Genomic DNA, 25159 nt, shown 5'->3' with positions numbered 1-25159 from the left:
ATTAATAAGTCAACGATAACATTTCCTATTTAAGGGATAAATGAATAACATCATTCATATCTCTAACATAATCAAAAGTTAATCCTTTTAAGTGATCTTGTTGAATTTCTTCTACATCTTTTTTATTATCCTGTGAAAGAATAATTTCTTTGATATTAGCCCGTTTAGCAGCTAAAATTTTCTCTTTAATACCTCCTACAGGCAAAACCTTTCCTCTTAAAGTTATTTCACCGGTCATAGCTAAATGAGGTCTTAATTTTCTTTTAGTGTAACTGGATACTAAGGAAGTTAACATAGTAATTCCTGCAGATGGTCCATCTTTAGGAACTGCTCCTTCCGGAACATGTACATGTACATTTTTTTCTTCAAACATTTTAGGATCAATATGAAATTCCTCATAATGAGCTTTAATATATTGTAAAGCTATTGTTGCAGATTCTTTCATAACATCTCCTAAATTTCCGGTAATACTTAAATGACCTTTTCCCTTAGATAAAATGGATTCAATATATAAAATATCTCCTCCAAAATGAGTCCAAGCTAACCCGGTCACTACACCTGGGACATTATTTGCTTCATAACGATCTGGATCATTAGGTATGCCAAGAATTTCCTCTATTTTTTCAATACTTAAACGTTTGACATATTTTTTATCCATAGCAATATGCTTAGCGGCATTACGTGCTAATTTAGCGATATTTTTTTCTAAAGTTCTTAACCCAGATTCTCTGGTATAACTCTCAATCACCTTTTCAATTTCTTGATTCCCAAGTATTAAATCCGATTTTTTTAATCCATTTTCTTTCAATTGTTTAGTAAGTATATGTTTTTTTACAATTTGGGTTTTTTCCTCTACCGTATACCCATTCATTTCTATAACCTCCATTCTATCTATCAGTGCTGGTTGAATATTAGAAAGTGAATTAGCTGTAGCAATAAACAATACTTTGGATAAATCATAACCCATTTCCAAAAAATTATCATAAAAAGAAGTATTTTGTTCCGGATCTAAAACTTCTAACATTGCAGATGAAGGATCTCCATTTGTTCCTAAACCCATTTTATCAATTTCATCAATAACAAAAACAGGATTAGAAGTTCCTACTTTTCGGATAGATTGTAATAGACGTCCTGGCATAGCTCCAATATAAGTCCTTCTATGTCCACGTATTTCAGACTCATCGTGTAATCCACCTAAAGAAACACGAACATATTTTCTTTTTAATGCAGTTGCTATAGATCTTCCTAAAGATGTTTTTCCTACTCCAGGTGGGCCATAAAAACATAGAATAGGAGAACGCATATCTCCTCTTAATTTTAAGACAGCTAAATATTCTATAATACGTTCTTTTACTTTTTCTAATCCGTAATGATCTCTATCCAATATTTTCTGGGAAAATTCTAAATCAAAACTATCTTTTGAATATCTCCCCCATGGGAGATCAATCATCAATTCTAAATAATTTCTTTGTACCGTATATTCTGGCATTTGAGGATTCGTTCTTTGCATTTTTAGTAGTTCTCTATCGAACTGTTTTTTAGCCTCTTTAGGCCATTTTTTTCTGGAAGCTTTAGCACGCATTTCGTCAATTTCTTTTTCATAAGAAATATCCCCTAATTCTTCTTGTATTGCTTTAATTTGTTGATGGAGAAAATATTCTCTTTGTTGCTGATCCATATCACTACGAACTCTAGATTGAATGTCGTTTTTTAATTTTATTTGTTGATGTTCTACATTCAAAAAACGTAGCGTCTCCATTGCTCTTTTTTTTAAATCATCGTACTCTAACAATTTTTGTTTATCTCTAGTCGCTAAATTCATATTAGCAGCTACAAAATTGATTAAAAAAGATGGACTTTCTATATTACGAATAGCAATACTAGCTTCTGATGGAATATTTGGATTATCCTGAATAATTTTTATGGCGATCTCTTTAATAGATTCTACTAAAGCCATATATTCTTTATCCTTACAGGAAGGTTTATTTTCTTCTAAAGCTAGAATTTCTGCTTTAAAATAGGGATCTTTTTGAATAAAACGGTTTACTTTAAATCTTCTTTTTCCTTGTAAAATTACCGTAGTATTTCCATCAGGCATTTTTAATAATTTCAATATTTTAGCTACAGTTCCTATAGAGTACAAATCTTTTTCACTAATATTTTCTATAACAGAATTTTTCTGTGTTAATACTCCAACCGTTTTATCTAATCCATAAGCATCTTGTAATAATTGTATAGATCCACTTTTTCCTGCTATAATAGGAAAAACTATACCAGAATACAAAACCATATTTCTTACTGTTAAGATACATAATTGTTCAGGAATATCATCTTTAAGAAGCTGATCTTCTTCATCTTGACTCATTAAAGGGATAAATTCTGCTTCAGACTCGAATCCAGATTCAGTAAATATATTTTTTAGTAACATAAAAAAATAGATTTCTTACTTAAATGATGCAAATAATGATTAATTCCTTTTTATAAAAAAAAATATATAAAAAAGAATTACCAACTAAAAATTAAATATACTGTTTTCTATATGAAAAAAAAAACCATACATATGGACTACTTTTTTTTTCAAATGATTATTTAATATTATGTTTCAATGGGTTTTATTTTTCTTTTTTTTTATGTTCAATTATCTTCATAAAAATATCTTCATTTAAAATTTTTATATTCTTTTTTTTCATACATTTTTCTAATTTTGACCCAAAATTTTTTCCAACAACAATAAAATGAATTTTATTATTTACAGTATTAAATACTCTTCCACCTAAACTTTCTACTTTATTTTTAGCTATATTACGGGTCATATGAGATAATTTACCTGTAAATACAAAAGATTTTCCTTCAAGAGGATAAAATTTTTTGTTTATAGGATACTGGGTAAAATTAACCCCATATTGGATTATTTTTTCCACTAAATTCTTATTTTTATCAATAGAAAAATAAGTTTTTATACTTTCTGCAATTTTTTTTCCTATACCTAAAATGGAGGTTAAATGATCATAAGATGCAGATATTAAAAAATGTATATTGACAAAATGTTCTGTTAATTTTTTAGAAATATATTCGCCTACATGAGGAATTCCTAAAGCATATATAAGTCTATGATAGGAATTGTATTTAGATTTTTCGATATTTTTTAATAAAACATCAGTTAATTTTTTTTTAACTCCATATATTTTAATAAAATCCTCACTTTTTAATTTATATAAATCTGTTATTTCAGATAAATAACCTTTTTGATATAGTTTTTTAATCATTTTTTTTCCAATTCCTTTGATATTCATGGCTTTTTCACTAACAAAATGTTGTATTTTTTTTCTTTTTTGAGAAGGACAATTTTTATTTTTACAGAAAAAAAATTTCTTATTTTTTGTTAAAAGGTGATCACATGATGGACATTTTTTTAAAAAATTGATAGGATAGGCATTTTTTAATCTTTTTTTTACATTTACTTTTGTGACTTTTGGAATAATATTTCCTCCTTTTTCTAATAAAAGAGTATCTCCATAATGGATTCCCATTTTTTGTATAAAATGATCATTATAAAGGGCCACTTTTTTTATTTTTGTTCCAGAAATTTTTATAGGACGTACATGGGCCACAGGAGTAATGATTCCAGTACGACCGACTTGAAATTTTAACTTTAATAAGTTAGTTTCCGATAATTTTTGTTTAAATTTATAAGCAATCGCCCAACGGGGATATTTATTAGTGTATCCTAAAATGGATTGGTTTTTGTATTCATTAACTTTAATAACGATACCATCAATATGGTAGGAAAGTAGATGTTTCCATTTATTCCAATAGTCTATATATTGGAATATATCCTTATTTTTAAAACCAAGAATGAACTTTTTTGGAACTTTAAACCCCCAATTTTGTAGATATTGAAAAGATTTATTTTGTGTATGGAAGGGTAAATGATTTCCTATTACTGTGTATACAATACAAGAAAGACTTCTTTTATACACTTCTTGAGTATTTTTCATTTTTAAGGTTCCACTAGCCGTATTTCTGGGATGAGAATAAGGGTTTTTTCCACTTTTTATGCGTTTTTTATTAATGTATATAAAATTTTTTTTAGAAAGAAAAATTTCTCCACGTATTTCAAGATATGGAGGATATTTATTTCCCCTTAATTGTAAGGGAATGGATGGTATGGTTCGTACATTTTCTGTAACATTTTCCCCTTTTATTCCATCTCCCCTAGTACCAGCATGAGTTAAAAACCCATTTTTATAAATTAAATTAATGGATACTCCATCATATTTTAATTCACAGATCAAAGAAAAAGAAGAAATGTATTTTTTGATACGTTTTTTCCAAATGATGAATTCTTTCTTAGAATAAGTATTTTTAAGAGAATACATTTTATATTGATGATGTATGGGATCATTATATGAAGTATTATCTACACCTATTCTTAGTGTTGGGGATGTAGGATCATAAAATTCTGGATATTTTTTCTCTAAAAAAAATAATTTTTTTAATTTTTGATCAAAATCGTAATCAGATATCTCAGAATGATCCATCATATAATATTGATAATTATATTCTGATAATTCTTTTCTTAATTTATGTATTTTTTTTTTTATATTATGATGATCCATTATATATTGTGTGTGTCTTTTGTTATTATTTTAATTTTCATTATATAGGATAATACGAATCATTCGTAAAAAACCTTGAAAATCTTTTCTAATTTCTAGTTTATACATCCCACCTATTTTTTTTTTTAAAAAATTAATAAGAATATCTAAAGAAAAAAATTGATTTATTTCAAAATAAACATATAATACTCCTGTAAACATTTTCTTCCCCCAAAAAAGAATTTTTTTATAAAAAATGAATGGATTATTATCCGGAACAAATAAAGCTTGAAAAGGTTCATATTGAATAATATTAGGATGTAAAAATTTTTTTTCTGATTTTATGATATAAGGAGGATTACTTACGAGTATATTTATAGAATTTTTAAGTATTGGAATAGAAATCAAATTTCGTAATATATTCACTTTTCTAAAAAAAATTTTTACATGATGTAGTTGGGCATTTTTTTTTGCTATCGAAAGGGCTTCATTAGAAAAATCTATAGCATGAATATGGCATTTATTATAAAGTTTTTTTTTAAAAGTAATAGCGATACATCCACTTCCAGTTCCAAGATCAAATATTTGTACCTTTTTCCTACAATTGTTTATTTTTATTATATCTTGTAATATCCACGAGACAAGTTCTTCCGTTTCTGGTCTTGGAATAAATACTTTTTCATTAACTATAAAATTCATACCAAAAAAATATGCATATCCAATGACATACTGAATAGGTCTATTTTTTTTTAACTCCCATAATTTTTTTATTAATTTTTTGTAAATGTAATCATCTATTTTTTCTTTTTTACTTAATTTTAAGATAATTTTCGTTTTATTACATTTAAAAATGTGGGTCATTAGTAAAAAAAAGATACTTTCTAATTCCTTATATTCTGGATATATTTTTTTAAGAGTATCATAAAATAAATGTAAAAATTTATCTATATAGATCATACAATAAATTATGAATTAAAAAAAAAATACTTATTTTTTAATTATATGTTATTAGATGATGATACCATTGTTGCTTTGGCGACTCCTCCTATGGGATACAGTGCGATCTCTGTCATTCGTATTTCTGGATATCATTCTATATCCACGGTGGAAAATATTTTTATTTCCGTTAAAAATGGAAAAAAATTAGAAAATCAATCTACACATACTATTCATCTAGGGTATATTGTAGATAATAATAAAGATTATTTAGATCAAGTATTGGTTTCTATATTTAGATCTCCTTATTCTTATACAGGAGAAAATATGATAGAGATATCTTGTCATGGATCTTATTATATACAAAAAAATATTTTGCAATTGCTTATTAGAAAAGGAATTCGTTTGGCTCGTCCGGGAGAATTTACATTACGTGCATTTTTAAACAAAAAAATGGATTTATCACAAGCAGAAGCTATATCAGACTTAATTTCATCTGATAATCAATATTTTCATCAAATATCTTTTCAACAAATTAAAGGAAACTTAACGAATACTATTAAAAATTTAAGAAAAAAGTTATTAGATTTTGCATCTATTATAGAACTCAAATTAGATTTTTCTGAAGAAGATGTAATCTTTTCAAAAAGATCAGAATTGATTGAATTTTTAAAAAATTTAGAAAAAACTTTAAAATATTTAATTAAATCGTTTTCATTAGGAAATGCGATAAAAAAAGGAATTTATGTAGTTATTATTGGAGAAACTAATGTAGGGAAATCGACCTTATTTAATTCTATCATTCAGGAAAACCGTTCGATAATCTCTCCCATAGAAGGAACAACTAGAGATAGTATAGAAGGGGAAGTCATTTGGAATGGAATTCATTTTCATTTTATAGATACTGCAGGAATTAGGGAAACAAAAAATCCTATAGAAAAAATGGGGGTGATAAAAACTATGGAAAAAATCCAAGAATCTTCAGTAATTTTATATCTTTTTGAGGCTTTTAATAAAAAAAAACAGAAAAAAATTATTCAAGAAATTAAAATTCTTCATGATAAGTATCCCATGAAAAAAATTATAGCTATTGCTAATAAATCGGATATATCCTCTTTTAAAGACTTTGATAAACTACTAAAATCAATGGAAACTGATTTTTTTAAAATTTCTGCAAAACATAATCAAGGAATAAAAAAAATACTTGATACTTTAAGTAAGTTTTTTATTGATCAATTAAAAGATAAAAATATTATTGTGACACAATATAGACATTATGAAGCTTTAAAAAAAGCATTAAAAGAAGTTTTACTGGCTCATGATGCTTTAAATAAAAAATTACCAGAAGATTTAGTCTCTATACATATCAAAGAATCTTTGCGTTATCTAGGAGAGATTACAGGAAAAATAACCAATGAGGATATCTTAAAAAATATTTTTTCTCAATTTTGTATTGGAAAATAAAGTAATAATTCTAATATGGTAAGAGTTCGTTTTGCTCCTAGTCCTACAGGTCCATTACATTTAGGTGGAATAAGAACAGCTTTATATAATTATCTTTTTGCTAAAAAACATAAAGGAAAATTTATACTTAGAATCGAAGATACTGATAAAAAAAGATGGATCCCTCATTCTGAATCGTATATTTTTGAAACATTAAAATGGTGTCAGATAGAACCTGATGAGGGCGCTGGGTATGGTGGAGATTATTATCCTTATTATCAATCTAAAAGGGGAGATATTTATCGTTTTTATATCAATAAACTCTTAGATAAGGGACATGTTTATTATGCTTTTGATACAGATCAAGAACTTCATAAAAAGAGAAAGGAATATCACAATATGGGATTAACTTTTTCTTATAATTATAAGATTAGAATGCATTTAAATAATTCCTTAAATATGACGAAAAAACAATTATATATGAAGTTGCATTCTGGTTCTTCTTATGTCATTAGATTGAAAATTACACCTGGAGAAAAATTGAATATGCATGATATGATCCGTGGAAAGATCGTTGTATATACAGATAACTTAGACGATAAAATATTGTTAAAATCTAATGGAGGAGCTACTTATCATTTAGCTAATACGATCGACGATCATTTAATGAAAATTACTCATGTAATTAGAGGAGAAGAATGGTTACCTTCTATGTCTTTACATCTTTTATTATATCGGGCATTAGGTTGGAGTACTCCTATTTTTGCGCATTTACCCTTAATATTAAGAAATGATGGAAAAGGAAAAATTAGTAAAAGAAACGTAGAAAAATTAGATTTTCCTATATTACCTTTACAATGGAAAGTCCCTGACACTAAAACTATTATTCCAGGATATAGAGAATTAGGTTATTTTCCAGAAGCTTTTGTGAATATGTTAGCTTTATTAGGATGGAATCCTGGAGGAAACAAAGAAATTTTTTCCTTAAAAGAATTAATTCATTTTTTTTCTTTCGAAAGAGTACATAAATCCGGAGTTTATTTTAACATAAAAAAAGCCAATTGGTTCAATAAACAATATTTAAATAAAAAACAAGAAGAAATACTTTCTTATCTTCAAATTAAACTACAAAAACGTTTTCTTTTTTATGAAAAAAATTATTTATCTAAAGTCCTTCATCTAATCATAGATAGGATCTATTTTATTCATGAAATATGGAAACATTCTTTTTATTTTTTTATTTCTCCTATTTATTATGAATACAATTTTTTTCATCAAATTTGTCATAAAAAAACTTTTTATCTATTAGAACATTATAAAATTTTTTTATCCAAAATTCCTATATTTACGTCTTTACATTTACGATTAATTTTTAAAAAAATAGACAAAGCAAATCGACGTATAATTATGCAACTATTTCGTTTCGCTTTAGTAGGGGACTTAAAAGGATGTGATCTTTTCATTATTTTTGAAATGGTAGGAAAAGAAGAAAGTATACGACGTATAGATAATTTGATGAAAAAAATTAGAAAAAAAATTTTTCATGGTTTTTTTGAAAAAAGAACATAAAAATATAGATTTATATTTAATTACATGAAATTACATGATTCAACATTATGAAAATATGATGATTATTACTCCTATTTTGTCTGATGATCAAGCAAAAAAAACGGCAAAAGAGTATGAAAATTATATAATACAAAAAAAAGGAAAAATCGTTTATCAGGAACATTGGGGTTTAAAAAAATTATCTTATCCAATTAAAAAAAAACAAAGTGGGTGTTATCATTTATTTGAGTTTTTATTTCATTCTCATTTAATATCTGATTTAGAATTAAAATTAAGACAAGATGAACGTATTTTACGTTTTATCACTGTTAAATTAAATCAATATGGAATTGAATATGCAGAAAGAAGAAGAAATAAATTAAAAAATAAATTATGATTGTAGAAGAAAAAGAAAATAATACTAAAAAAAAACAAGTAGGGGGGGATAGTGATTTAAGATACTTATCTCCTTTAAAAATAGAAACAAAAATAGAACAAAAATATTGCTATTTTGAAAAAAGAAATATTAAGTTTATAGATTATAAAGACCCGACATTTTTAATAAAATTTTTAAATGCACAAGGTAAAATTTTACCACGTAGGATCACAGGTACTTTACAAAAAAATCAAAATAAATTAAATTTTGCTATCAAAAGATGCAGACAAATTGGTCTATTACCTTTTGTTACAGATGATTTAAGATAAAAAAATGAAAATTATTTTAAAAAAAGATGTAGAAAACTTGGGTTTTAAATATGATGAATTAGATGTTAAACCAGGATATGCTAGAAACTATTTAATTCCAAATGGATATGCTATATTAGCTCTTCCAGGAAGAGTCAAAGATCTTCATGAAATATTAAAACAGCGTTCGAAAAAGGAAAGTTTTTTAATTGAAAAATATAAAGAAATAGAAAAAAAATTAAAAACATTAACTATAAAAATAAATGCTAAAGTAGGAAAAGGAGGAAAACTATTTGGTTCAATTAATAATCAGGAATTGATGAAAGCTTTTCAAAAAGAAGGAATTTCTATAGATAAAAAATTTATACGAATTACTGTAAATAAAGTTATTAAAAAAATTGGGAAATATCAAGCGAATATACGTTTTCCTCGTAATAAAAAGGAGTTAATTTTCAATTTTGAAGTATTGGCTGAATGAAAAAATGAATGGTTATTGAAAAAAAGTATTATATAATAAGAATAAATTGAGTAAAACGACGATAATCGTGATGCTCCACGCTAATAGTTTTAAAAAAGGGCCATTAACAAATGATCCCATTTTATCATAATCTCCTGTAAAATTTACTAATGGAATAATAGCAAAAATTAATTGTATGGATAAAATGATTTGACTAATTATTAATAATTCTGCCGTTCCTTTTTCTCCATAAACTATAGATGCAATCATAGCTGGAATAATAGCTATTAGTCTCGTGATCAATCTTCTGATCCAAGGTTTTAATCGTATGTGAAGAAACCCTTCCATTACAATTTGTCCAGCGATAGTTCCAGTGAGTGTAGAATTTTGTCCTGATGCTAGTAAAGCTAATGCAAAAAAAATTCCAGATAGGCTAGAACCTAGAATAGGGGTTAAGAGTTTATGTGCATCCATAATATCTGCTACTTCTGTATGTCCATACTTATGAAAAGTAGCTGAAGATATAATTAATATGGCTGCATTAATAAAAAAGGCTAAGGTTAAAGATAACGTACTATCTATAGTCGCATATTTTATGGCCATTTTTTTTCCTTCCATAGTTCTTGGATAATCCCTAGTTTGTATAATACTAGAATGTAAATAAAGATTATGAGGCATTACAGTAGCTCCTAGTATACCAATAGATATATAAAAAGAATGCGAATTTTTAATTATTTCAGTAGTTGGTATAATTCCTTTTAAAATGGGAAAAAATTCTGGGTTAGAACTAATAATTTCAAAAATAAAACAAACTAATATTGTAAATATTAATGTTGCGACCACACTTTCAATATATCTGAACCCTTTATACTGAAAAAATAAAATAATTAAAATATCCAATGAAGTAATTAATACACCTAATGTTATGGGAATTCCAAAAAGTAATTTTAGAGCTAAGACAGAACCAATAATTTCTGCTAAATCACAAGCAGAAATAGCTATTTCACATAAAATCCATAAGATAAAACTTATCAAAGGATGGTAGTGATCCCTACAGGCTTGTGCTAAATCTCTTTCACAAACAATTCCTAATTTAAGAGCCAAATATTGCAATATAATAGCGAAAATATTAGATATAAAAATAACGGATAAAAGCATGTATCCAAATTTAGCTCCTCCAGCAATATCTGTTGCCCAATTTCCGGGATCCATATAACCTACAGCAATCAAAAGTCCTGGTCCAGTAAAAGCGAATAATTTTTTCCATTTTCCTGTTTTTTTAGGAACAGATACAGAAGAAAAAACCTCTGAAAGAGAAGGTGTCGTATTTTCTTTCCTCCATCCTTTATAAAATTTTCTATTTTTTTGCATAAAAACATAAAAAATATGAAAACATAAAGTTAACCGTTTTAATTTTTTATTATAAAATTTTAAAAAAAAGATTGCATAAAATAAAATTATTTTTTATATTTTATAAGGCTAATATTTTTTTCATGAAAAAAATAGCTATACAAGGGGTAAAGGGGTGTTTTCATCATGCAGCAGTTACCAGATATTTTGAAGGATGTCATTATCAATTGATGGAATGTTCTTCTTTTAGAGAGTTAGCCTATTCTGTAGGAAAATATAATGTAGATCATGGGGTCATGGCTATAGAAAATACCATAGCAGGGACTATATTGACCAATTATAGTCTTTTATCTGAATATAATATAAGAATAGTGGGGGAAATATATATTCCAATAAAACATCATTTAATGGCTTTAAATGGACAAAAAATAGAGGAGATAAAGGAAATATATTCTCATCCTATGGCTCTTTTACAATGTGAATTATTTATAGAAGAACATCCTCATATAAAAATATACAAATATTATGACACTGCTGCTGCGGCTCAATATATTGCTAAATATCAAAAAAAAGGTTTAGCAGCGATTGCATCAGAAGATGCGGCTAAAGAATATGGATTAGAAATTATTTATAGAAATATACAAACAATTCAAAGGAACTTTACTAGATTTTTTATTATTAATAATAATGTTTATAATAAACAAGAAAATGATTTTAATAAAGCTTCCTTAAAATTAAAAATATTACATACTGTTGGAAGTTTATCTCAGATATTGAGTTTGATATCTAGTTTGGGAATTAATATGACTAAAATACAATCTATTCCTAGAATACAAAAACCTTGGGAATATTCATTTTATGTAGATATTATATTTAATAATATAAAAGATTATGAGAGGATGAAAGTACGTATGCAAAGAATTCCATGTCTTCATCAACTATCTATTATGGGAGAATATAAAAATGGGATAATTAGAACTTAATGATTGTAGCAAAAAGAATGCATCAAATATCGGAATATTTTTTTTCCGAAAAAATGAAAGAGATTTATCATCTTGAAAAAAAAGGGATAGAAATTATTAATTTAGGAATTGGAAATCCGGATTTACTTCCCCCAAAGGAGGTAATTCATCAGATGAAAAAAGCCTCAGAACTATATAATGCGAATACTTATCAAAGCTATACAGGAATAGAAATGTTACGAAAAGCTATTTCTTGTTGGTATGAAAAGACTTATAAGGTGTCTCATATAGACCATAAAGAAGAGGTATTGCCTTTAATGGGGTCTAAAGAGGGAATTATGCATATAAGCCTATCTTATTTAGAAAAAGGAGATCAAGTTTTAATACCAAATCCTGGATATCCTACTTATACCTCTATATCTAGATTTTTAGAATCGGAAATTATTTATTATGATCTTCATGAAAGAGAAAATTGGTGTCCTAATATTCAATTATTGGAGAATAAAGATCTATCTAAAGTGAAAATAATGTGGATTAATTATCCTCATATGCCTACAGGTGCAACGATAACTTTTGAAAAGTTAGAAGAAATTGTTTTTTTTGCAAAAAAAAACCGTATTTTACTCGTTCATGATAATCCTTACAGTTTCATATTAAATGATCAACGTCCTTTGAGTATTTTTAATATTAAAGAAGCTAAAGATATTGCTTTAGAATTAAATTCTTTAAGCAAAAGTTATAATATGGCTGGATGGCGTGTTGGAATGATAATAGGAAAAAAAGAATTTATTAAAAATATACTAAAAGTAAAAAGTCAAATGGATTCTGGTATGTATTATCCCATACAAATTGGAGCTATAGAAGCAATGAATCAATATTCAGAATGGTTTAAAAGACTTAATATAGAATATTGTAAACGTAAAAAAATTATATGGGAAATATGTGATAGTCTCAATTTAGAATATAAAAGAAAAAGTGCCGGAATATTTATTTGGGCAAAGCTTACAAATTTAGATAAAAATGATCGTAAATGGTCCGATAAAATTTTTAAAAAATATTACATATTTATTACACCTGGAAGCATTTTTGGAGAAAATGGAAAAGGGTATGTGAGATTATCTATGTGTTGTCCTATCAAAATTTTGGAAAAAGCAAAAAATAGAATTTTTTCATGAATATTGGAATTATAGGTTTAGGTTTAATAGGTGGATCTATTAGTTTAAAATTACGAAAATCCAATTTTGGAGATAAATTTATAGGAACTGACTATAATGAAAAAAATGCTTTAATTGCTGTAAAATTGGGTTTTGTCGATGAAATTAGACCTTTAAAAGATCTGATTGTACAGTCTTCCGTCATTATTTTATCTATACCTGTCGATGGTATAGAAAAATTACTTCCAAATATTCTGAATACAATCAGGAAGGATACAGTTATTTTAGATACTGGATCGACTAAGTATACTATTTGTAAAAGTGTATATTCTCATCCAAAAAGAAGTCGTTTTGTTGCGACACATCCTATTGCAGGTATTGAAAATTCTGGACCACTTTCAGCGAATTCCGATCTTTTTTATAAAAAAAATTGTATTCTTTGTGACTCAGAACTTAGTGATACAGATGCTATATATATTACTGAAAAAATTTATTCTATTTTAGAGATGCGGATGATTTATATAACTTCTAAAGAACATGATTTATATATTTCTTATGGATCTCATTTACCTCATATCATATCCTTTTCTTTAGCGAGTACCGTTAAAAAATTTAAAAATAAAAAAAAAGTTTTAAATCATATGATGGGAAGTGGATGGGGTTCTACTACACGTTTAGCGAAAAGTAAACCTGAAACTTGGGTACCTATTTTTATTTCTAATATAAATAATTTGATTAAAGCTATAGATGTTTATATTGATCAATTAAGAATATTTAAAAAATATTTAAAAAATAAAGAATTTCATCATATTGATCAATATATAAAAAAGGCAAACGATATTATAAAAGACCAAAAATATGTATAATAAATTAAATGTATTGTTGTGATGGAAAAAGATATTTTGAATAATAGTGTAGACAGATCTTGGATTGAAAAATGGAAAAAACCTATAACTATCTCTGGTCCTTGTAGTGCAGAAAACGAACAACAACTACTAGAAACCGCTAGAAGATTGGACCATACTTATGTACAAATATTTAGAGCAGGGATATGGAAACCTAGGACTAAACCAAATAATTTTGAAGGTATAGGGAAAGAGGGATTGCGATGGTTAAAAAAAGTTAAAAAACATACAGGTTTTCTAGTGGCTACAGAAATTGCGAATGCAGAACATGTAAAATTAGCGTTATCTTTTGATATAGATGTTCTTTGGATCGGAGCAAGAAGTACGGCAAGTCCATTTACTGTTCAAGAAATTGCGGATTCATTAGAAGGAGTAGAGGATAAAATTATTTTAGTTAAAAATCCTATACATCCTGATATAGAATTATGGATAGGAGCTTTAGAACGTTTATTTATAAAAGGAGTGAGAAAGTTAGGGATTATACATAGAGGTTTTTCTCCATATAAAAAATTGAAATACAGGAATCAACCAAATTGGAATCTATTGTTAGAATTTCATAAAATTCTTCCTAGAATTCCTAGAATATGTGATCCTTCACATATTTGTGGAAATAAAGAAGGAATTTTAGATATTGCAAAAATAGCTTATCATTTTCAATATGATGGATTAATGATAGAAAGTCATTGTGATCCAGAAAATGCTTGGAGTGATGCTCAACAACAAATTACTCCTGAACAACTTTTGGATATTTTAAAAAAATTGACCGTATCAAAAAATTATACGAATAAAACTAAAAATGATTTAAATTCTTTAAGAATTTTAATTGATGAAATAGATGAAAATATTATTGCTCTTTTATCAGAAAGAATGAAAATATCCAAACAATTAGGAATTTTGAAAAAATCATACGATATATCTATATTACAACCAGATAGATGGAAAAAAATTATGAATAAATCAATCCTTTTAGGAAAAAAACTAGGTCTTTCTGAAAAACTTCTTGAAGGATTTTTCAAATTATTGCATCAAGAATCCATTAATATTCAAAATAAAATATAATGTCGTAGGAAAAGTAAACTTTTTAAGTTCTGTCATCAAAGAAAAAAAATGGCTTATTTATTTACTAGCGAATCTGTTTCAGAAGGACATCCTGATAAAATTTCAGATCAGATATCAGACGCTATCTTGGATCATTTTTTAGCATATGATCCAAAAGCAAAAGTAGCTATAGAAACTTTAGTGACTACGGGACAAATTATATTATCTGGAGAAGTGAATTCTAAAACTTGGGTCAATGTTCATAAAATAGCTCGTGATATTATTAGAAAAATTGGATATACTAAAAATGAATATAGATTTCATGCAGATTCTTGTGGAGTACTTTCTTCTATTCAAGAACAGTCTATGGACTTATTCCATGGAATACAAAGTGATCAAAAAGAAAATCAAGGATCTGGAGATCAAGGAATAGTATTTGGTTATGCGATTAATGAAACAGAAAATTATATGCCTTTATCATTAGAAATGTCTCATCATTTATTACGGGAACTTTCATATATCCGAAATGAAGGAGTACAAATGCCTTATTTACGTCCAGATTCAAAATCTCAAGTAACTTTAGAATATTCGGATAAAAATATTCCCATACATATTCACGCTATTGTAATATCTACTCAACATGATGAATTTGACACAAAAGAAAAAATGCATCAAAGGATCGTTCGGGATATTAGAAATATTTTGATTCCAAGGGTACAAAATATATTATCGAAGGATATAAAAAAATTATTTACAGATAAAACGAAATATTACATCAATCCTACAGGTCAATTTGTTACTGGAGGGCCTCATGGAGATACGGGAATTACCGGAAGAAAAATTATTGTGGATACTTATGGTGGAAGGGGGTCTCATGGAGGAGGAGCTTTTTCTGGAAAAGATCCTTCTAAAGTCGATAGATCTGGAGCTTATGCAGCAAGATATATTGCTAAAAATCTTGTTGCAGCAGGAATTGCTGATGAATTATTAATACAAATATCCTATGCCGTAGGTGTAGCGGACCCTATAGGAATTTTTGTAAATACTTATGGGACCTCTAAAATAGAACTTCTTGATGAAGAAATTGTAGTAAAAATAAAAAAAATTTTTGATTTTCGTCCTTACGCCATAACAAAAAAATTAAAATTACGTCATCCAATATATGAAGAAACAGCTGTATATGGACATATGGGGAAATGTCCAAGAAAAGTACGTAAGTATTTTTATGATATAAAAGGAAATCAAAAAGAACAAGAAGTAGAACTTTTTACATGGGAAAAATTGGATTATTTACCTGTGATTCAAGAAGTTTTTAATATTTAATTCAAAAAAAGGTATTTTTAGTTAAATTTTTAACTATGTCTTACAATTTATTGAAAGGAAAAAAAGGAATTATATTTGGGGCATTAGATGAAAATTCTATTGCTTGGAAAGTAGCAGAACGTGCTTATGAAGAAAAAGCATCTTTTATTTTAACAAATACTCCTGCCTCTTTAAGAATGGGGAAAATTAATGAATTATCACATAAAACAAAATCTATGGTTATTCCTGTGGATGCTACATCTATCGTAGATCTAAATCTTCTTTTTGATAAAAGTTTAGATCATTTTGGAGGAAAAATAGATTTTATATTACATTCTATCGCTATGTCTATAAATATTAGAAAAAGAAATCCATATACATCTCTTAATTATGAATTTTTAAGAAAAGGATGGGAAATATCTGCCGTCTCCTATCATAAAATAATGCAAACTGCTTGGGAGAAAAATGCCATGAATCAATGGGGTTCTATAGTAGCTTTAACATATGTAGCTTCTCAACGAAGTTTTCCAAATTATGTAGATATGTCTGATTATAAGTCTTATTTGGAGAGTATTACACGTAATTTTGGTTATCACTGGGGAATCAAAAAAAAGGTTAGAGTAAATACAGTTTCACAATCCCCTAGTATGACAAAATCCGCAAAATCTATTAAAGGGTTCAAAAAATTTTTTCTTTTATCTGAAAAAATATCCCCTTTAGGAAATGCATCAGCACAAGATTGTGCTAACTATATCATTACACTTTTTTCGGATTTAACAAGAAAAGTTACCATGCAAAATTTATATCATGATGGAGGTTTTTCTAATACAGGTATTATTGATGAAACAATGATTACAATTACATGATATTGAATGATTACAATTTTTAAAAAAATATGAAAAGAATTATTGCTCCATCCTTGCTTTCATCAGATTTAGCTTTTTTATATCGTGACATAGAAATGTTAAATAACAGTGAAGCAGATTGGTTACATATTGATGTTATGGATTCTTCTTTTGTTACTAATATTTCTTTTGGAAGCTTATTTATACAATATGTAAAAAAATATGCGAATAAACCCATGGATGTTCATTTAATGATTATGCACCCGGAACGATATATAGAACAATTTAAAAAATGTGGAGCAGATCATTTACATATTCATTATGAAGCTTGTATTCATTTAAATAGAACGATTTTGTCTATTAAAGAATCTGGAATGAAGGTTGGGGTAGCAATAAACCCACATACTCCTATTTTACTTTTGCAAGATCTTATTAAAGAGATCGATTTTGTTTTATTAATGAGCGTAAATCCTGGTTTTAGTGGACAAAAATTTATTAGAAACACATATAAAAAACTAGAAGAAACCAAAGATTTAATTTTAAAAAAACATTCTTCTGCACTTATAGAAATAGATGGAGGAATAAATTTAGAAAATGCTTCTTTTTTATTTAAAAATGGAGCCGATATTTTAGTATCGGGGACTACTATTTTTTCTAATGATAATCCAAAAAAAATTATTCATAAAATGAAATTCGGAGACCAATCATCATGATTTCTAAAGAAACTATAAAAAAAATATTTTCTGTTTCTTGTATAGAAGAAGTAATCGGAGATTTTATTGTATTAAAAAAAAGTGGGATAAATTATCGAGGACTTAGTCCATTTTCTAATGAAAAAACTCCTTCACTTATAGTTTCTCCTACAAAAAAAATATGGAAAGATTTTAGTTCAGGAAAAGGGGGGAATATGATCACTTTTCTTATGGAACATGAACATTTTACTTATGTAGAATCCTTACATTATTTAGCTAAAAAATATGATATCAATATTTATGAATTTAAGAATAGTAATAATGGATATTATTATAATACAAAAAATAATAATTTATACTTGATACAAAAGTATGCTAAATGTTATTTTAGTTACCAATTGCATTACACTCAAGAAGGTAAAGAAAATGGATTGAATTATTTGATGAAAAAAAGAAAATTGAATATAAAAACTATTCATGAATTTGAATTAGGTTATGCTCCTGCTTCCTGTAATTTATTCACTGAAACAGCTTTAAAAAAAGGATTTAGTATTACGGATTTAAAAAAATCTGGTCTTACTAGATTCAAACAATCTAATTCTTTTGACTGTTTTCGTAAACGTGTAATATTTCCAATACAGGATATATATGGGAAGGTTATAGGTTTTGGTGGAAGAACGATTCATAATTATTCACGTTACACAACAAAATATCTAAATTCATCCGAAAACGATATTTTTCAAAAAAGTAAAATTTTATATGGATTATTTCAAGCTAAAAAAAAAATTTTTCAAGAGGGGATTTGTTATTTAGTAGAAGGATATACGGATGTTCTTTCTTTACATCAATCTGGTATAAAAAATGTAGTTTCTTCTTCTGGTACTTCACTGAATATAGATCAAATAAGATTGATTAAAAAATTGACAAAAACTATTGTTCTTTTTTACGATGGTGATTTTTCTGGGATTCAAGCTTCTTTAAGAGTCATTAATATGTGTTTGGAACAAGAAATGAATATACGTATATTATTTCTTTCCAATGGAGAAGATCCAGATTCTATTTCTAAAAAATATTCTTCTTCTCAATTGAGAGATTTTATCGTAAAAAATAGTTATAATTTTGTTTCTTTTAAAAAAAAAATATATGAAAAATTTCACAAAGATGATCCAGTGAAAAAATATTATTTAATTTTTAATATTTTAAATAGTATTTCAAAAATATACAATCCTATTCAAAGAGAATTATATATACAAGAAACTTCTAAAATATTTAAAATTTGTCAAAAAGTTCTAATTTCCGAATTAGAACGAATTTGTAAAAAAAAACGGGATAAGTCTCCTCTTTATAAAAAGAATTATCCTGTATTTTCAAAAAAAAACAAAAATATTATTTGTATCATTGAAGAAAAATTGATTCATTTAATTTTAAATTATGGAGATCAAATAGTAAAAAAATATGGTAATCATACTAACACTACCATTTTAGAAGAAATAAGACATACTTTGCAATACTATAATTTACGTTTTTCTTTGAATGATCATCAGAGAATATTTGATCAAATTTGTTTACACAAAGATAAAAAAGTAAAATTAGAAAATTTTCAATTTTTGCAAAAAAAACAAAAATCTTATTCATTATCCAATCAATGGAAAATAAAAGGGATTGAAGTTCCTTCGAAAGAGGAAAATTTATCTCAATATCTCATAGATATTATATGTATTTATAAGGCACAATATATTTTAAAATTAATTCAAAAAGAAATCAGTAATTTTAATAAATTAGGGAATAATAAAGATATTATAAAAAAAATCATGCATTTAACAAAATTAAAAAATAAAATTAATAAAAAATTACATAGATTGGTTTGAGTAAAAATAAATTATTGCTTCATTTTTTATTTTTGATACTTAGAATAATTTAGGTAAATTCGTCCCTAATAAGTAAAAATAAAAATGATGAATACAACATTAATTGGAAAACAAGCTCCTAATTTTACAGCTAGTGCTGTATTAAATGGAAAAGATATTGTACAAAATTTTACGTTAGAACAGTTTAAAGGAAGAAAATATGTATTGCTTTTTTTCTATCCGAAGGATTTTACTTTTGTATGTCCCACAGAAATATATGCCTTTCAAGAAAAAAAAAAGGATTTTGAATATAGAAATGTAAAAATTATAGCTATATCTACAGATTCTGAACAATCTCACTGGGCTTGGTTACAAATTCCAAAAGAAAAAGGAGGAATATATGGAGTCAATTATCCTATAGTTTCTGATATCAATAAAACTATATCTCATAATTATGGGGTTTTATCTGGAGATTGGATTTGTAATGAAGAAGGGTTGATGAAATCTACGGGAGAACTGATTTCTTATAGAGGTTTGTTTTTAATAGATAAAGAAGGAATTGTACGACATCTTTTAATTAATGATTTTCCTTTAGGTAGGAATATTAATGAAGCCATTCGTATGATAGATGCACTTCAGTATTATGAAAAGAGTGGAGAAGTATGCCCCGCTAATTGGATAAAAGGAAAAAAAGCTATACAGGCTAGTCATAGTGGAATTATAGATTATTTTTCATCATAAAAATAAAAAGGTAAGGTCTTTGTTGTGAAATAATAAAAATATGGGTAAAAAAAAAATAGCCTTTTATACCATGGGATGCAAATTAAATTATGCAGAGACTTCTACTATAGCAAGAACTTTTTCAAAGTTAAATTATGAACAGGTTTCTTTTAAAAGTTTTGCAGATATTTATGTGATTAATAGTTGTTCTGTAACAAAAAATGCAGATACTAAATTTAAGTACCTTGTTCGTTTTTTTATGAAAAAAAATGCAAAATCTTTTATTATTGCGATCGGATGTTATGCACAAATTCATCCTAAAGAAATTTCTTATATTCGAGGGGTAGATCTCGTGTTGGGTGATAAAGAAAAATTTCAAATAAATAACTATATTGATCCTGTTCATTTATTGAAAAAATATCCTGCAAAAATTATTTCAACAAAAATAAATTCTGATTTTTACTCGTCCTATTCTATAGGAGATCGAACTCGTTCTTTTTTTAAAATACAGGATGGATGTGATTATAAGTGTAGTTATTGTATCATTCCCATGGCAAGGGGTTATTCTCGTTCTGAAAGCATAGAAAATATTTTGAAAAAAATTCAGTTTCTGATTCAGAAAGGAGTAAAAGAAATTGTATTAACAGGGGTAAATATTGGAGATTATGGAAAAAAAATATATGGAACCAATGAACGTCGTACTTTTTTTGATTTAATAAAGGTTATAGAAGAAAACATAAAAGAAAATGATGTAAGAATACGTTTATCCTCTATAGAACCTAATTTATTAAAAAAAGAATATATTGAGTTTTTATCTAAAAGTAAACATTTTGTTCCTCACTTTCATCTTCCTTTACAATCTGGAAGTAATGATATTTTGGGAAAAATGCAGAGACGTTATAGACGAGAATTGTATCAAGAAAAAGTACAAAATATACGGGATTTTATTCCACATGCTTATATAGGTTCAGATATTATTGTGGGTTTTCCTGGAGAAACACATAGACATTTTTTAGAAACTTATCATTTTTTAAAAAAATTAGATATTTCTTATTTACACATTTTTTCTTATTCTCAAAGACCTAAAACAAAATCTATAACGCTACAGGAACATATATCTAAAAAAATACAATGTAAACGGAACAAAATATTAAGAGCTCTTTCCCAACATAAATATCTTTCTTTTTGTCATAAACAAATTAATACCAAAAAAACTGTTTTATTTGAAAAAAATGATAAAAATGAAAAATATTTGTATGGATATACAGAAAATTATATTAGAACAAAAATTTTTTTTAAAAATATGTATATCAATACTTTACATAAAGTACTTTTAATAAAAGTAGATACAGATGGGGTTATGATTGCTCAATCTATAGAGAATAATTTGGATAAATACACTCTACATTAAAAATTTTTTTAAAAGATTTTTTTACTAAATATTTTACCTCATAAAAGGAGATAGGATGGTTTAATTCTTCTTTTAAAGAAGTCATTTCTTTATTTATAAGACCACAAGGAATAATATAATCGAAATACCGTAAATCTGTATTTACATTTAAAGCAAAACCATGCATCGTTACCCAACGACTCATTCTAATTCCTATAGAACATATTTTTTTATAGGATATTCTTTTTTTTTCTCCTAACCAAACTCCTGTTTTTCCTGTTTGTCTCCCTCCTTTTATTCCATAATATTTTAAAAAATGGATAATTACTTCTTCTAAAAAACGTATATATTTATGAATATCTGTAAATAAATCATCCATATTTAAAATAGGATATACGACTAATTGTCCAGGCCCATGGTACGTAATATCACCCCCTCTATCTGTTAGATAAAATGTTGCTTCTATTTTTTTTAAAAAATCTGATGATACTAATAAATGTTGATATTTTCCATTTTTACCTATAGTATATACATGTGGGTGCTCCACAAATAATAAATATCCTGTAATTTGGTTTTTATCTTTATTTATTTTTTTTTGTATAAGTTTATTGAATAATATTTTCTGATAATCCCACGTTTCTTGATATCCTTTTTTTCCTAAGTCTTCGAAAAAGAGGATTTTTTTTTTCATATTTTTTTTTTTTTAAAAATTTATTTAATATAATCAAAAAATGTACTTTCGTATATAACATATGGGCTTTTCCTATGAAAAAAATAAGAATATTTTTATGCCCCACTTATCAGAACAACAAATTATACGTAGAAAAAAATTAGAAAAAATAAAATTATTAGGAATAAACCCTTATCCATCTAAAGAATATGTAATTACAAAAAATATTTGTAAAATAAAAAATAATTTTATAGAAAAAGAACCCATCAGTATAGCCGGACGTTTAATACGTTTACGTATTTTAGGAAAAGCTTCTTTTGGAGAAATTAAAGATCATACTGGACGTATACAAATATATTTGAATAAAAATTTATTGTCCTCAGAAAATATTAAAAAAGAGGATTCATATAATATTTTTTTAAAAAAACTTCTAGATATAGGAGATATTATTGGAGTGGAAGGTTTTTTATTTAAGACGAAAATGGATGAAATGACTATCCATGTACAAAAAATCACTTTATTGTCTAAATCTTTACGACCTTTACCACAAGTAAAAATAGATAAAAATAAAAAAATATATGATGCTTTTTCCAGTACAGAACAACGTTATCGTATGCGTTATGTAGATATTATGGTGAATGATCATGTCAAAGATATTTTTTTAAAACGGACTCGGATCATACGAGAAATTAGAAATTTTCTAGATCATAAAGGGTATCTAGAAGTAGAGACTCCAATTTTACAGTCCATTCCTGGTGGAGCTATAGCTCGTCCTTTTATTACTTATCATAATTCTCTTGGTATCCCATTGTATTTACGTATCGCTAATGAACTTTATTTAAAACGACTAATTATTGGTGGATTTCATGGAGTCTATGAATTTTCTAAAAATTTTAGAAATGAGGGGATGGATCGTTTTCATAATCCAGAATTTACTGTTTTAGAGCTTTATGTAGCTTATAAAGATTATTATTGGATGATGAAACTTACAGAAGAACTTATGAAATGTATTTACAAAAATGTACAAAAAAATGATCCTGAAATTTTTATAGAAAATCAGCTTATTAGTTTGAAAACTCCGTTTCCTAGAATCCCTATCTTGGATGCTATTCAAAAACATACTGGATTTGATCTGATAGATATGGAAGAGGATCATTTAAGAGAAGTTTGTAAAAAATTACATATAGAGGAAAATCGTAAAATGAGCAAAGCAAAAATGATTGAGACAATTTTTGAAGAAAAATGCGAAAAACATTACAAAAATCCTACTTTTATTATTGATTATCCTATAGAAATGAGTCCTTTAACTAAAAGGCATCGTAATAAAAAAAATTTATCAGAACGTTTTGAACTTATTATCAATGGACAAGAAATTGCTAATTCCTATTCAGAATTGAATGATCCTATCGATCAAATAGATCGTTTTAGAGAACAAATTTCATTATACAAAAATACAGATGAATCAATGTTTCTTGATCAAGATTTTATACGTGCTTTAGAATTTGGAATGCCTCCTACTGCAGGTATTGGTATTGGAATAGACAGATTGGTCATGTTACTCACAAAACAAAATTCTATTCAAGAAGTCTTATTTTTCCCTCAAATGCGTCCAAAAAAGAGAAAATAAGGATTTATTGATCTAATAATCCTAAGACTTTTAATCCGTTTTCCGTAGAAATTTTTACTAAAGAATCTATATCATAATAATGACAAGCTTCTAACATAACACGTAATTCTATCCAAAGATTTCCATCAGAAAAAGGTTTGTAGATATCACATATATTATCTGTTCCAAAAGCCACTATTATCCCTTCAGGAACCATTTCATCTACTGGAGTAATAGAATTATGACTTGGAGTCAAGCGTTCACTTCTAGTATGATCAATCCAAGCAATAGGACAAGATATAACCATTAAATTAGCTTTTTTCATCAATTGATATATTTCATACCTATATTTTCTAGTATGTGCAGCTAAAGAAATACTATGTATCGCTACTACTTTTCCTTGCATTCCATGTTCAATAGTTTTTTTTGCTAATTGTTCAGTTTCTTTTTCTTCACTAGTATTAAATTGATCTACATGTACATGTACTAGTTTTCCTTTATTTTTAGCTGTTTTTAGTAAAACATCGAGATGTTCCTCTTCTCTTCCATAATCTTTAGCGGGTAATCCTCCAATAATATCCACAAAATCTACGGATTTATCGAACCAATATTTAGCTTTTTTATCTAAAACACCTTTAAGAACTTGATTAGAAAAACGAATATGTATCGAATGATCATAATTATTTTTTAATTTTTTTGCTGCTTTTAATGCTCTATCTTCAATAATTTCATCCACATCAATAAAAGTACACAAAGCTTGTGTTCCTTGTTTTAAAAAATATTCCAAAGCTTTTTCCATACGAATATAAATATCCTCTTCTGTAGCTAAACGTTTCATTTCATCCACTAAATACCATTTTTTTTTAAGAGAATGATAAGAATATTGAAAATTTTTTTTGTTTAGAGTATAAGCTCTATCCAAATGAGCATGAGCATTTACCCATCCTCCTTTTTTTTTTACTTTTTCTAAAAATTTTTTTTTAGGATTCATTTTTACTAAATTAATATTTTA

22 protein-coding genes are annotated in these 25159 nt (G+C 26.6%); 16 read left to right on the top strand and 6 right to left on the bottom strand.

All coding sequences use genetic code 11. The features are described from left to right. Positions 1-25 precede the first annotated feature (25 nt). The 3 genes from lon to H0H56_RS01485 all read right to left on the bottom strand — a co-directional run bounded on the left by lon (position 26) and on the right by H0H56_RS01485 (position 5555). Positions 26-2428, bottom strand: coding sequence for an endopeptidase La (lon, locus tag H0H56_RS01495; RefSeq protein WP_185873603.1), 2403 nt, complete (start codon positions 2426-2428; stop codon positions 26-28). Positions 2429-2612: 184 nt separating this feature from the next. Then, positions 2613-4619, bottom strand: coding sequence for an NAD-dependent DNA ligase LigA (gene ligA, locus H0H56_RS01490; RefSeq protein WP_185873602.1), 2007 nt, complete (start codon positions 4617-4619; stop codon positions 2613-2615). A gap of 30 nt (positions 4620-4649) precedes the next feature. Then, positions 4650-5555 (bottom strand): N5-glutamine methyltransferase family protein, encoded by a 906-nt coding sequence (locus H0H56_RS01485; protein ID WP_185873601.1) that lies wholly within the window; start codon positions 5553-5555, stop codon positions 4650-4652. A gap of 45 nt (positions 5556-5600) precedes the next feature. Here H0H56_RS01485 and mnmE point away from each other — a divergent pair, with 45 nt between their 5' ends. From mnmE to rplI, 5 genes are read left to right on the top strand one after another with little or no spacing between them, the layout of a single operon-like run. Beyond that, positions 5601-6998 (top strand): tRNA uridine-5-carboxymethylaminomethyl(34) synthesis GTPase MnmE, encoded by a 1398-nt coding sequence (gene mnmE / locus H0H56_RS01480; RefSeq protein ID WP_185873600.1) that lies wholly within the window; start codon positions 5601-5603, stop codon positions 6996-6998. A 15-nt stretch (positions 6999-7013) separates the two neighbouring features. Then, positions 7014-8546, top strand: coding sequence for a glutamate--tRNA ligase (gene gltX / locus H0H56_RS01475; RefSeq protein WP_185873599.1), 1533 nt, complete (start codon positions 7014-7016; stop codon positions 8544-8546). Positions 8547-8580: 34 nt separating this feature from the next. Next, positions 8581-8922 carry a 30S ribosomal protein S6 gene (gene rpsF, locus H0H56_RS01470; RefSeq protein WP_185873598.1) on the top strand — a complete coding sequence of 114 codons (342 nt, stop codon included), beginning with the start codon at positions 8581-8583 and terminating at the stop codon, positions 8920-8922. Further along, positions 8919-9230, top strand: a complete 312-nt coding sequence (gene rpsR, locus H0H56_RS01465) for a 30S ribosomal protein S18 (RefSeq protein ID WP_185873597.1) — start codon at positions 8919-8921, stop codon at positions 9228-9230. The genes rpsF and rpsR overlap by 4 nt, the downstream gene beginning before the upstream one ends. Before the next feature lie 4 nt (positions 9231-9234). Then, the gene (gene rplI / locus H0H56_RS01460; protein ID WP_185873596.1) at positions 9235-9687 is read left to right on the top strand and encodes a 50S ribosomal protein L9; all 453 of its coding nucleotides are present in this window, start codon (positions 9235-9237) and stop codon (positions 9685-9687) included. A gap of 12 nt (positions 9688-9699) precedes the next feature. On the opposite strand, the gene H0H56_RS01455 is transcribed toward rplI, so the two are convergent. Then, a complete protein-coding gene (locus H0H56_RS01455) occupies positions 9700-11037 on the bottom strand; it encodes an Nramp family divalent metal transporter (RefSeq protein ID WP_185874095.1) in 1338 nt (445 codons plus the stop codon). Positions 11038-11159: 122 nt separating this feature from the next. Here H0H56_RS01455 and H0H56_RS01450 point away from each other — a divergent pair, with 122 nt between their 5' ends. The 10 genes from H0H56_RS01450 (at position 11160) to mtaB (ending at position 21892) form a co-directional block, all read left to right on the top strand. After that, the gene (locus tag H0H56_RS01450; RefSeq protein WP_185874094.1) at positions 11160-11999 is read left to right on the top strand and encodes a prephenate dehydratase; all 840 of its coding nucleotides are present in this window, start codon (positions 11160-11162) and stop codon (positions 11997-11999) included. Further along, the gene (locus H0H56_RS01445; RefSeq protein ID WP_185874093.1) at positions 11999-13153 is read left to right on the top strand and encodes a pyridoxal phosphate-dependent aminotransferase; all 1155 of its coding nucleotides are present in this window, start codon (positions 11999-12001) and stop codon (positions 13151-13153) included. Before H0H56_RS01450 ends, H0H56_RS01445 begins: the two co-directional genes overlap by 1 nt. Then, entirely contained in the window at positions 13150-13998 is an 849-nt protein-coding gene (locus H0H56_RS01440) for a prephenate dehydrogenase (protein ID WP_185874092.1), read from the top strand. Before H0H56_RS01445 ends, H0H56_RS01440 begins: the two co-directional genes overlap by 4 nt. Positions 13999-14019: 21 nt before the next feature. Further along, positions 14020-15096 (top strand): bifunctional 3-deoxy-7-phosphoheptulonate synthase/chorismate mutase type II, encoded by a 1077-nt coding sequence (locus H0H56_RS01435; RefSeq protein WP_185874091.1) that lies wholly within the window; start codon positions 14020-14022, stop codon positions 15094-15096. 48 nt (positions 15097-15144) lie between these two features. Continuing rightward, a complete protein-coding gene (metK, locus tag H0H56_RS01430) occupies positions 15145-16398 on the top strand; it encodes a methionine adenosyltransferase (RefSeq protein WP_185874090.1) in 1254 nt (417 codons plus the stop codon). 35 nt (positions 16399-16433) lie between these two features. Then, on the top strand, positions 16434-17243 hold the full coding sequence (locus H0H56_RS01425) for an enoyl-ACP reductase FabI (RefSeq protein ID WP_185874089.1): 810 nt from the start codon (positions 16434-16436) through the stop codon (positions 17241-17243). A gap of 29 nt (positions 17244-17272) precedes the next feature. Continuing rightward, positions 17273-17935 (top strand): ribulose-phosphate 3-epimerase, encoded by a 663-nt coding sequence (gene rpe, locus H0H56_RS01420; RefSeq protein ID WP_185874088.1) that lies wholly within the window; start codon positions 17273-17275, stop codon positions 17933-17935. Then, a complete protein-coding gene (gene dnaG / locus H0H56_RS01415; protein ID WP_185874087.1) occupies positions 17932-19782 on the top strand; it encodes a DNA primase in 1851 nt (616 codons plus the stop codon). Before rpe ends, dnaG begins: the two co-directional genes overlap by 4 nt. 87 nt (positions 19783-19869) lie before the next feature. Then, positions 19870-20502, top strand: coding sequence for a peroxiredoxin (locus tag H0H56_RS01410; RefSeq protein ID WP_185874086.1), 633 nt, complete (start codon positions 19870-19872; stop codon positions 20500-20502). Between the two features lie 40 nt (positions 20503-20542). Then, a complete protein-coding gene (gene mtaB, locus H0H56_RS01405; RefSeq protein ID WP_185874085.1) occupies positions 20543-21892 on the top strand; it encodes a tRNA (N(6)-L-threonylcarbamoyladenosine(37)-C(2))-methylthiotransferase MtaB in 1350 nt (449 codons plus the stop codon). Here the strand turns inward: mtaB and lipB are convergent. After that, the gene (gene lipB, locus H0H56_RS01400; RefSeq protein ID WP_185874084.1) at positions 21855-22562 is read right to left on the bottom strand and encodes a lipoyl(octanoyl) transferase LipB; all 708 of its coding nucleotides are present in this window, start codon (positions 22560-22562) and stop codon (positions 21855-21857) included. The two genes, mtaB and lipB, sit on opposite strands and share 38 nt — an antisense overlap. A gap of 97 nt (positions 22563-22659) precedes the next feature. Here lipB and lysS point away from each other — a divergent pair, with 97 nt between their 5' ends. Continuing rightward, positions 22660-24168, top strand: coding sequence for a lysine--tRNA ligase (lysS, locus tag H0H56_RS01395; protein ID WP_185874115.1), 1509 nt, complete (start codon positions 22660-22662; stop codon positions 24166-24168). 4 nt (positions 24169-24172) lie between these two features. On the opposite strand, the gene H0H56_RS01390 is transcribed toward lysS, so the two are convergent. Then, positions 24173-25138 (bottom strand): amidohydrolase family protein, encoded by a 966-nt coding sequence (locus H0H56_RS01390; RefSeq protein WP_185874083.1) that lies wholly within the window; start codon positions 25136-25138, stop codon positions 24173-24175. Between the last annotated feature and the right edge of the window lie 21 nt (positions 25139-25159).

It is taken from the genome of Blattabacterium cuenoti, assembly GCF_014252455.1.
In the GTDB taxonomy this organism is placed as follows: Bacteria; Bacteroidota; Bacteroidia; order Flavobacteriales; family Blattabacteriaceae; genus Blattabacterium; species Blattabacterium cuenoti_R.
Note: the sequence above shows the minus strand (reverse complement) of the source record. Positions and strands in the feature narration are given on the sequence as shown.